Raw genomic sequence first — 9,672 nt, forward strand, 5'->3', positions numbered from 1 at the left:
TCTTCGGAAAAACGCTTCTTCACATCCAATCTCCTCGGGATAGGGAATTGGACTCCAAACTGAGGTGCTACTCAAAATTGGGGGGACGTCGGTCTTCAGATAAAGCCAGCTTGCCACGCTCAGGGCTTAAAGAGGCAGTCCGTGAGCTGTTCTCGGAAGACAATGAGGTGGCATTGCTTTATTTCGCGGGCCATGGCTACGTAGAGGCAACAGGAGGTTACCTATGTGCTTCGGACTGTCAGACTGGTGACGACGGTTTGCCACTTTCTGAGATCATGTCGTTAGCCAACAAGAGCAAGGCTCGGAACCGAGTGATTATTCTTGATTCCTGTCATAGCGGTGCACTGGGTGCGCACCCGCTTAACGAGGATGTCGCTGAGGTAGCCGACGGCGTGACCATTTTAACTGCGTCGACTAAAGAGCAGTATGCAGCGGAGGTCGATGGTGGTGGAGTGTTTACGGGGCTGATGATTGACGCATTGAGTGGCGCTGCCGCAAACCTAATGGGTGAAGTTACACCCGGTAGTGTATATGCGCACATTGATCAATCGCTGGGCGACTGGGGACAGCGGCCCGTTTTTAAAACAAATGTCAAAAAATTCGTTTCTTTGCGGAAAGTCAAAGCTCCGCTCGAGCTGGATGTCCTTCAACGGATAGCAAAACTTTTTCCTACCGCCGGTTATGAGTATCCGCTTGACCCGAGCTACGAACCTGAGGGGCCCTGCCCGAACCCTGCCAATAACGAAATTTTCGCTATTCTTCAGAAGTTTAATCGTGTCGGGCTGGCTATCCCCGTTGGGACGCTTCACCCTTATCATGCAGCTATGGAAAGTAAGGCAATGAGGCTCACGCCGTTGGGCGAGCACTACAGGCGACTAGCTGCTAAGGAGCTTATCTAATGGATGCGACTGAGTTTAATGAGCTTTTGGATGCGTATTTTGCGTCCACGGGGCTTGATCGCCTTGGATTTGATGCTCAGCCACTTAAGGATTTTATCCTGAAAAATACGGTTCCGAAGGCGTTGATTGCTGAAAAAATGAGGGGGCTCAGAGAAGAGTTGGCAGCGATCGAGCATGAACGCTGGGCACACTGGCAGTCCTACATGCACTCAAAATGTGACAGACAGGACGGTGTCCCCGGGGCGCTTGTTATTCCAGCGGAGCTTGTGGGTAAGTGGGAGCGTCAAGCTAGCTTGGCGTTCTCTGAATTGGGTGAAAAAGAGCGAGAAAGTGATCGTGAGCAAGTTGATCGCTACCTGCCATTTATTGTTAAGAATCTGATTGCTTGAGGAAAGTTAGGTTGGGCGCCCTAACTTTACCCATTCGCTCATGGCGAGTATCACCTGAATGGTTGGGTAGGCTTTAATATCTTCTTCAGACGCCCCACTTGCTATTTCGCGTTTCCAATACCACTCTTGAAAAGTGGCATAGTTTCCTTGTATTCGACTGGCGCCTACTGAGGTGCCTTTTTTCTGGCCGGAAAGCCAGTTTGCAACGATGCGAACAACCTTGACGAAGTCGCCTTCATGGCATTGAATGTCCCATCCCGCGATGTCCGAGAGGCTTTTCTGATAGTCGTAGCGCGTTTCTTCTAGCACTAAGACCTTTTTGTTGGTCAATGGAGAACGGCCAAATTGAGCGCATGCGTGGTCAATGCCAAGTTCAAAGGCCATATTAAGTCGAGAATATTCGCCAGAGGTAGTCGCCTTGCAGCGGCTTAGGTCGTGGATCCCATACTTTGACCCTCGAACAAGCCCTGTTACTCGATCCAAGCGATTGGCAGAGTTGTTCGAGTTTTCTGGCGCTATGCGAGGGAAGAGCCCCAAATCTGTTACGCAGAAAGCGATGGCTTGAAGCAGGGGAGCATAGTCCTCATCAAAAGGGCAGTTGATAAATACGGAAAGCTCGAACGGCGGTGCCTGCGTCATCCTTTGGGTGGGTAACGGTCAGTTCCGTATGAGTTCCGTTCCCTAATGCGCCCATCACGACCGTGAATATACAATTCAGTCCGCTGGTTGCGAGCTATAGTCGTCGCAACAGCAATCGCCTCTTGCTGGGATGCGTGAGTGCTCGATGCTTTTGAAGCGCCGGCCTTGCGGACGCTCCACCCGTCTTGTGATGGGACAACGTGTTGGCCTTTTCTAGACATGTTCATTCTCGCTGCGCACGGCGTCTTGTGCCTTAGATTTCGGCTTGCCTAAACGCTAGCACGCAATTCTTTACGGGTCAATGTGGGGCTGACTGGTTAACAGTATGGTGCGTCGCTTACCTCGCGGGGCGCTTTGGCAACGCCGAGCCGGCACCTGCACTACCATGCAATCGCCTGCTGGCATCAGTCGACCCCGCCCATCCGAATGCCGTTTGGCCGTAGGCCTTGTAGGGCATGCATGGTGTGTCTCCACCAGCGCTGGGCCTCTTGAAGGGAATCCTAGCTCCGCTGTCCCGACCGCAAGGACAAGCCTCCTCCTAGTCGCTGGCGCTTTGTTGCGGCCCTCCGCTGCGCGCCTAACGGTGCTCACTCCCGGGTGCGGTCGAGCTAACGCTTCGCCTGTCGGTTCCCACGAGGCGCACAACGCGCTGGTGGAGACAAACCGATGAAGCGCACCCAAGACCTGAAGGCTCAATACCAACTCCAGATGGACGAGGAGGGCATCTTGCTCGCCGCCGCGACTATCTTGGAACAGCGCCTTCAACGCCAAGGCCGCATCCACAGCCCCGACCAAGCCGGCGCTTACTTGGTTGCCCGCTGCGCCCACCTGCCGCACGAAGTCTTCGGGGTCGTCTTCCTGGACAATCAGCACCACATCATTTCTACCGAGCACTTGTTCACCGGCACCGTCGACGGCTGCGAAGTCCATAGCCGGGTGGTCGCCAAGCGTGCCCTGGAACTCAACGCCGCCGCTGTCATCCTCTTTCACAATCACCCGAGCGGGAATCCGGAGCCGAACGAAGCGGACCGCAAAGTCACCCAACGCCTTCAGGAAGCTTTGGGTCTCCTGGACATCCGGGTCCTCGACCACCTGGTCATCGGTGACCGGCAGCACACCAGCCTGGCGGCCAGGGGGTGGGTATAGCCCCTCCCTTGCCTTATGGGTTGGGTCGGCAAAGCGGCCGAGTTAAGCTCTTTCTGTCAGCTGAGACCACAGCGCACGGACGGGATGAAAACGCATGCCATCAACAACACCCAATCAGCCGACGGCCGGGAGCTTCTACATGTTTGAAGCGGACATGGAGAGCAACAGGCAGCCCTGTGGGGTGAGGTTCGATAACGTTCGCCACTTGCTGTCCCCTCCGCGGCTGATCCTGCGGCCGGAGGAGGGTGGATTTCCCTCGCTCCGCGAAACACCGCAGCTGACCTACGACCCCAACACCGGTCCAGCCCCGCGCGATCTAGAGCCGGGATTCAGCGGTTATTGGTTGGTTTCCGAGCGACTCCACGATGTCATGGTTTCGGTGGATTCCGACGCCTTTGCCTTCGCGGAGGTGGATTACCGCTTGGACGACGGAACCAAAGGTCCGCGCCACTTTTTGTGCGACGTTGTTCGCGAGCTTGATGCTTTGGACGAAGTCGCCTCGAAGCTACAAGTTGAAGTAGACGACGACTATGTCAATGGCAAGTTCTACTCGGTGGGAGGAGGAGCCAGCTTGGCCTTTAGGCCGGAAGTCGTGGGTCAAACACACGTATTCCTTACTCCGTTCAGCTCATTCGTGATTTGCGACCGGGCCTTCAAAGACGCGGTCCATGATGCGGGGATTCCTGATGATGCTGGTGAAAGCGGCATTTCTTTTATTGACGCATCAGACATATAGCCGCACCTAGGCAGCAGGTAAGGAGCAGGGAGCGTGCCGCGCAGCAGCCCTATTTTTCAGGATCATCATGGGTTCGAGCAGCAAACCCTTCGTTACAGCCGCATCTTGCGGGTGCTGTCGGACTCGGATCGCTTCGACATTGATGCGCCTGAGAATCGAATTTTCATGCCGCACGACAAGGGACTGGCTCAGGCAATGGGCGTCTCACCCCATAGCGGTGGCCCAATTCGAGACTATCAGGTCGGATTACTCGACAACCTTCGTCGCTTAGAGCAATCCAAGGATGGCAGGGCTGCGCTGGCTGGTGATCCCGATGCCTTGGATCGCGTTGCTGCCAGGGTGAATCACCTGCGAGACACAGTGAAGGTGGGATTGGTCAATGGTGACCTTCATACGAATGCTTCGTTAGGCCAGACGGCCAATGATGCACGTGTAAAAACGCAGGCCTTTTTCGGAGGCGCACGTGGTTACGCCGATACTTATGCGAATCAAGTGGATGCTCTTGGGAAGCTAGGCGCCGTTGAACATGGGTGGGTTGGGGTGACCCATAACGAATCCCGCGTCATCGCCACCTTGAATCACTTCAATGGATCAGGGCAGGCGCTGACTCGAGGTGGAAACATTGAACTACAACGCCACGGGCTATCCGTAGCCATCTCCGAGGCTTACAACGGTGGGAAGCTGACGCTGTCACCCGGTGGTGTCGCCGTAATTGAAAACACCTTGGGGGAGGAGGCCGCCAGACCCTTGCGAGTTCCTCGCGGTCAAAGCGGTGCCGCGTCCATGGAAGTGGTACTCGGCAATGCGTCGGCCAGCACCTTGGTCCGTTCGGGCGGCTTGCTGGCGACTGGCGCCGATGCGGTGATAACCGCCCGACGCTCGGCCGAGCTGCTGGAACAAGGCAATGCCACCGCCGCGCAGTCTGAAGTTACCCATGCATTGGCCCGCAACGTCGGCGGCTGGGCCGGTGGTGCGTCCACTGCTGCCGCGCTTGGCGGCAGCGGCTTTGTGCCTGCGGCCTTGGTGGTCGGCGACGCGTTGTTGATGAGCAAGGCGTTCGACAAGGGCGCCGATTTGCTGGACAACCGCGCCATCTATCATCAGACCGACAAGGCCGGTATGGAGTGGCAGTTCAACGGTCGCAACTGGCAGCGCGAAGCGGCCATCGACCTTGCCCAGGACGGCCGTCGCACGCCGGGCGAGCAGCCCGTGGTCGCCAGCTATGAGAAATCGCAGGAGCTGGGTGCGTTGGCCAACGCCAAGGCAGTGGAACTGGCACTGGGCAAGGCTCCTTCACCGCAGGACCCCTTCAACCTCCCTGCACGGGCCAGCGACCAAGTCGGATTGGACAACCAGAATTGGCAGCGCAATCCCGAGCGGCAGACCTGGGAGCGTCAGGTCAGGACTGCGGCATCCGGCACCGATGAGATTGGTAGTTACGCTGTCCAACTCGCTTCCCCGGAACGTGCACAGCAGCTCAACCAAGAAGCCCTGGGCCGTATTGAAAGCAACATCGCCACCGGGCGCGAAGCCATTGCGGCGGCCTACCTGGAAAACCATGCCGCGCAGCGGGCGCAGGTCTACGGCGTGGAGGTGCCGGCGGCTGTCCAGGTGGCCCAGGGCAAGCCCGGGGCGGTGCTGGGGTCGGACGCTCAGCTCTACCAGCGGACCGAGTCAGGCCAGTGGGCCGGCAAGGATGGCGTGGCTAGTGGCAACTTGGCAGTGGAGCTGGAACTGACCGACCAGCTGCGGCAGCCCTCGATAGAGCGCTCCCACGAGGCCTTGGCGGCCATCCAGGCGCTTCCCGCGCCCACGGCGGCGCAGATGGAGCAGAACGAGCTGTTGCACCGCTACCGGGCCGCAGGCGTTGATTTGAACGTCAACCCGCAGACCCAGCAGGCCGTGGAGCTGGCCTCACAGCTAACCATGGAGGCAAACGGCATCACCGGGCCTACCATGCAGCAACTCCAGCGCAATGAGTCCGGGCAATACGGTTATGACAGCCCCATCGCACACCTCCAGCGCGGCAGCGATGGGGTCACACGCGTGGTGGCCATTACGAGTAGCGAAGACATCCGGCAAGCGTTGAGTGAGGCGCAAGGCCACCGACAGGACTCGGCAAGCTTTGCTCGGGCGCCCGAAGCGACGGGGGAGACAGACAGCTCTACGTCCGACTCTTCCAATCCGCAGCAGGTGCTCGACATCCAAGCGCGCATGCAGGCCTCTGTCGCGGCGCAGGCGCGGCAAGAACGCGAACAGCAAGATCGTCTCGCACAAGAGCAGCATGACGCACAGGTGCGCGAGCACCTCCAGCAGGCACAGCCTGAGCAAGAAGATAGGTCACAAAGCGAACAGGCAGTCCAGGCGCACGCGCTGTTGGAAGGTCAACGCCAAGTAGAGCAGCGGCGTGAGTTAGAAGAACGCCAGCAACAGGAGCGCCAGGCGCAGACCAGCCAGCAACGCGAGCTGCAGGAGCGTGAGGGTAGGGAAGTCCAGCAACGCCAGACGCAGGAGCGCCAAGCTCAGGACAACCAACAGCGGGAGCAGCAAGACCGCCAGACCCAAGAAGCGCGGCAAGTTGAGGTCCAGGAAGGCCAGACTCGGCACGCCCAGCATCAGCAGCAGCAAGCGCAAGAACTCGAGCAGCAGGCCCAGCGTCAGGGATCCTCGAAGCAACCGGACATTCGGCCGCAAGCTCAAGATGCTGCGCTGGCTCAACAGACAGCAGGTCCTCACTCGAAGCAGGAAAACACGCGCCAGCAGCCCGAGGCGCCGAACCCGCAGGCACGCGAACACCTCGCTCCTGATGCCCATGCCCCCCTGAAGCGAACACCCGGTCCAGGCAATGCGCAGCCGGAACCAGCACAAGAAGCCGACCGCGCGTTTGAAATGCAGGCAGTGGAGAATCGTGACGCCACGCGTCTTCCAGTGTCTCCATACGAGGAACCGGAATCCCGCAGCCAGCCTCCGCAAAGCGCAGAAGCCAATGCAGTGCCGTCAGCGCTGAACCACAGCGCTCAGGCCCACCAAGCGGAGATAGAGCAAGCATCGCTCCGCCAGCAAGACGTGGCGCACCAGCAGGAGGCAGAGCCGGTTCGCGTCATGGCCCCAACAACGCTTCCGACCGCAGAGCCGTTGATTGCCTCGCGCTCCACAGCGTCTACCACGCCGGAGCGAGAAGCCGAGGCAGAACAGCCCCTTCCTTCAAGCGCCGTTCCCGCCGAGCATGGGGCGGAGGTGCTGCCCCCAGAACACCTCGCACAAGCGCGTGAGCAGTCATTGGCAAGCGGTGCCGCCACGCGCGCGTCCGTCGGGTCTGATGAAGCAGAAAACCAACAAACGCCATCGATCCCGGCGCAGGAACGCAACGTCGCAGATCCGGGCGGTGCCCTGTTCCTTGAAGAGACCATGCGCTCGCTGCGCCAGCTGCAACAGGAAATCGAGGCGGCGGATCGTGAAGACGAGCGCTTCCACCAGGAATGGAGGGAGTATCGCGAGCGCGGAGAACCTTATCCCTTCGCTCAAAAGAGGGCGCTAGACCAGGAGGGGGGCAGCATGGATGCATTCAGCGCGCACCAACTGGATCGCCGCTCTGCTAGTGAAACGGCTGAGCAAACCAATGCCTTCTCACCTCTAGCGCAGCGTTCAACCGGGCGAGGGGTGGGGGATGCGCCCAACGAGTCGTCGCAGCTCGAGCGGAAATCCATCACCGGTGACCCCGACGTGGACGAGGTGCTCTACGCGCTCGACAGCAAGAACGAACTGGCGATCGAGCAGGCCTTAAATCGGGTGGCCAACAGCGCAGCGACGCAGGCGTTGTTGAAGAAAGGCAACGACTTCCTGGACGCGCAGGCCCAGCAGGAGGCCCAGGAGCATGTCGCCACACGTCAGGCGCTGGGGATGGATGTCTCAGCGGAGATCAACACCAGTCGTGGGCCGGTCATGGTGATGACGTTGCCGGAGTTCGCCAAGGGGCCGATGCAAAGCGGCCCCCAAGGGGACGGCGGTGGAGGGGGCGACGGCGGTGGGGGAGGAGGGGGCGGTGGTGGTGGTGGTGGTGGTGGTGGTTAGTCAAAATCGCTTCCGTGACCAGCCAAGTTAGGAAACCTCATGGACAGGCAAGACGCTGCTGCAATGGTGGAAATGATGGCGACGTTGAACGCATCCAATGCGTCTTTGCAAGAGACCATCACGGTGCTGACGACGCTGATGGCATCCATGCAGCAGCGCGAACAACGGTTGCGCGAGGTGGTTGCCGAGCAACTCCAGGTGCTCCAGAACGCAGTGGGCAGCGCAGACTCCAAGGTCAATCGGGTGCTGGAGAACGCACTCCCGAGACTGACGCAGCTGACCAATCAAGCGTTGACGCAGACGCTAGAACCGGCCGCCAAGCGGTTCAACAAAGAGATGGCCCATGCGGACGAGACGTTGCAGCAAGCCACTCGACGTTACGCACACGCCCAGCAGTCCTTGGAGACGCGGATCACGCGGCGCATGGGCATTGCATCCGCCACGATGCTCGTGGCGGGCGTGTTGGGCCTGGGGGCGGTGGCTTACTCGGTGGGCATCATCAACGAGAAGCGCAGCGAGCTAGTGCAGCTCCGCACCTCAATAGACTATTGGGAGCGGGTTGCTCGCGCTGACCTGGCGCCCTGTGGTGAAGGCAGGCTCTGCGCCACCTTCGAAAAGAACGGGCCGCGTTACGGCAACCAGAGGCAATACCGTGCCATTAACCTGCGCACCGCCCCAGACGCGCGATGATGCCCGTCGACCTATGGGCTTGGTGCGCCGTCGAGCTCCTGACAGCGCCGGGCGTGTTCTCTCAGATGGTGGGGATTGGGGTGGTTCTTCTTTGATTCCGGCTGACGCACGGCCTGGCCTTTGAGAGGAAGGTAGTCAGTGGTAAGCAACGATGAAGCCAACGCGACCTTGTTCTCTGGAGTGATCCAGAGCAGCAGGCAGTCGAAAAGGGTATGGAGGTCGGCGCGGAGCAACAAGCCGTTGTCCACCCGGTCGGTATGGTCTCCCCGGTAAGGCAATATATGCGCCGCCTCCAAGACCTCCTTCGCCGAACAGCCAGTGATGGCACAACGGCTGCCATACGCGTCTAGCAATTGATTTCGGAAAAAAGATTGCCCGCGGCGCTGGGCTACTGCACGCATTGCCCAGACACGTGCGTCATGGTCTGAATCCAATGGAGGCAGATGCGCAAATGCCGCGTCCTGCCCTTCTGCCTCGGCTGTAGATTGTGCGGTGGCGGCCAACTGCACAGCCTCCCAAACGCCGCCGTCGTTCGGCTGCAAAGTCCAGTGGCCATGGATGCTTGCCCGAAAGAGCTCATACGTCACGCCTCGCGATTTGCCTCGCCGGAAAAGGAGATCACGAGGATGATTGGAGTTTGAGCGCCAATCCTTCCGCGTCTTGTCGTAATACCTGCGATTCGTGTCATTGACCGTCAAAAACGAAAGGTTGGCTCCCAGGTCTGAGTGGTCCTCGCCCGGGTAGCGTCCTTCAAGCCACTTTAGAATCTCTGCGGTGGAGGAGGGCTTGGCCAGTGCTTGCACGGCTTCGGCCACGTGCCAGTATTTCACGGTCGCCCGGTCGCGCAAGACCACCTCTCTTTCAGATAGCTCGCCGGTGCGCTCAAACGCAAGCTCAAAAGAATTGGCTTCGAGCAATACGACCTGGCCTACCAGACTGAAGTTCGGCTCGAAGTCGTTGGAGGCGCGTGCGGCATTGCCAGCCCTAACTTCCGTCGAGTTGTCGGAGGTGGCCGACGTCCCCCCAATTTTGAGTAGCACCTCAGTTTGGAGTCCAATTCCCTATCCCGAGGAGATTGGATGTGAAGAAGCGTTTTTCCGAA

Annotated in this window: 9 protein-coding genes; 6 read left to right on the forward strand and 3 right to left on the reverse strand. The window is 59.2% G+C overall.

Annotated elements, in window-relative coordinates; translation table 11 throughout:
- Together XdyCFBP7245_RS22590 and XdyCFBP7245_RS24335 are read left to right on the forward strand one after the other, a co-directional pair.
- A partial coding sequence (locus XdyCFBP7245_RS22590) for a caspase family protein (RefSeq protein ID WP_104617601.1) occupies positions 1-899 on the forward strand: 899 nt, incomplete at its 5' end.
- Positions 899-1,288 carry a hypothetical protein gene (locus tag XdyCFBP7245_RS24335; RefSeq protein ID WP_211287768.1) on the forward strand — a complete coding sequence of 130 codons (390 nt, stop codon included), beginning with the start codon at positions 899-901 and terminating at the stop codon, positions 1,286-1,288. The genes XdyCFBP7245_RS22590 and XdyCFBP7245_RS24335, both read left to right, overlap by 1 nt.
- Positions 1,289-1,294: 6 nt before the next feature.
- Here the strand turns inward: XdyCFBP7245_RS24335 and XdyCFBP7245_RS24340 are convergent, their stop codons facing one another.
- The gene (locus tag XdyCFBP7245_RS24340) at positions 1,295-1,927 is read right to left on the reverse strand and encodes a hypothetical protein (protein ID WP_211287769.1); all 633 of its coding nucleotides are present in this window, start codon (positions 1,925-1,927) and stop codon (positions 1,295-1,297) included.
- Positions 1,924-2,154: a DUF2188 domain-containing protein gene (locus XdyCFBP7245_RS22605; protein ID WP_342352103.1), complete on the reverse strand. Its 231-nt coding sequence runs from the start codon at positions 2,152-2,154 to the stop codon at positions 1,924-1,926. Before XdyCFBP7245_RS22605 ends, XdyCFBP7245_RS24340 begins: the two co-directional genes overlap by 4 nt.
- Before the next feature lie 439 nt (positions 2,155-2,593).
- Between XdyCFBP7245_RS22605 and XdyCFBP7245_RS22610 the strand changes: the two genes are divergently transcribed.
- The 4 genes from XdyCFBP7245_RS22610 to XdyCFBP7245_RS22625 all read left to right on the forward strand — a co-directional run bounded on the left by XdyCFBP7245_RS22610 (position 2,594) and on the right by XdyCFBP7245_RS22625 (position 8,570).
- Positions 2,594-3,073, forward strand: a complete 480-nt coding sequence (locus XdyCFBP7245_RS22610) for a JAB domain-containing protein (protein ID WP_104617602.1) — start codon at positions 2,594-2,596, stop codon at positions 3,071-3,073.
- A gap of 139 nt (positions 3,074-3,212) precedes the next feature.
- Positions 3,213-3,809 carry a DUF1629 domain-containing protein gene (locus tag XdyCFBP7245_RS22615; RefSeq protein WP_104617603.1) on the forward strand — a complete coding sequence of 199 codons (597 nt, stop codon included), beginning with the start codon at positions 3,213-3,215 and terminating at the stop codon, positions 3,807-3,809.
- A gap of 33 nt (positions 3,810-3,842) precedes the next feature.
- Positions 3,843-7,880 carry a hypothetical protein gene (locus tag XdyCFBP7245_RS22620; protein WP_104617604.1) on the forward strand — a complete coding sequence of 1,346 codons (4,038 nt, stop codon included), beginning with the start codon at positions 3,843-3,845 and terminating at the stop codon, positions 7,878-7,880.
- 39 nt (positions 7,881-7,919) lie between these two features.
- Positions 7,920-8,570, forward strand: a complete 651-nt coding sequence (locus tag XdyCFBP7245_RS22625) for a hypothetical protein (protein WP_104617605.1) — start codon at positions 7,920-7,922, stop codon at positions 8,568-8,570.
- An 11-nt stretch (positions 8,571-8,581) separates the two neighbouring features.
- On the opposite strand, the gene XdyCFBP7245_RS24650 is transcribed toward XdyCFBP7245_RS22625, so the two are convergent.
- Positions 8,582-9,610, reverse strand: a complete 1,029-nt coding sequence (locus XdyCFBP7245_RS24650; protein WP_244907902.1) for an HNH endonuclease — start codon at positions 9,608-9,610, stop codon at positions 8,582-8,584.
- Between the last annotated feature and the right edge of the window lie 62 nt (positions 9,611-9,672).

The organism is Xanthomonas dyei (assembly GCF_002939865.1).
Lineage (GTDB): Bacteria > Pseudomonadota > Gammaproteobacteria > Xanthomonadales > Xanthomonadaceae > Xanthomonas > Xanthomonas dyei.

What these genes read in the sequence shown, in the direction of transcription:
- XdyCFBP7245_RS24335 (WP_211287768.1), top strand. Translation starts at nt 899, where the DNA reads ATGGATGCGACTGAGTTTAATGAGCTTTTGGATGCGTATTTTGCGTCC.
- XdyCFBP7245_RS24340 (WP_211287769.1), bottom strand. Translation starts at nt 1,927, where the DNA reads ATGACGCAGGCACCGCCGTTCGAGCTTTCCGTATTTATCAACTGCCCT.
- XdyCFBP7245_RS22605 (WP_342352103.1), bottom strand. Translation starts at nt 2,154, where the DNA reads ATGAACATGTCTAGAAAAGGCCAACACGTTGTCCCATCACAAGACGGG.
- XdyCFBP7245_RS22610 (WP_104617602.1), top strand. Translation starts at nt 2,594, where the DNA reads ATGAAGCGCACCCAAGACCTGAAGGCTCAATACCAACTCCAGATGGAC.
- XdyCFBP7245_RS22615 (WP_104617603.1), top strand. Translation starts at nt 3,213, where the DNA reads ATGTTTGAAGCGGACATGGAGAGCAACAGGCAGCCCTGTGGGGTGAGG.
- XdyCFBP7245_RS22625 (WP_104617605.1), top strand. Translation starts at nt 7,920, where the DNA reads ATGGACAGGCAAGACGCTGCTGCAATGGTGGAAATGATGGCGACGTTG.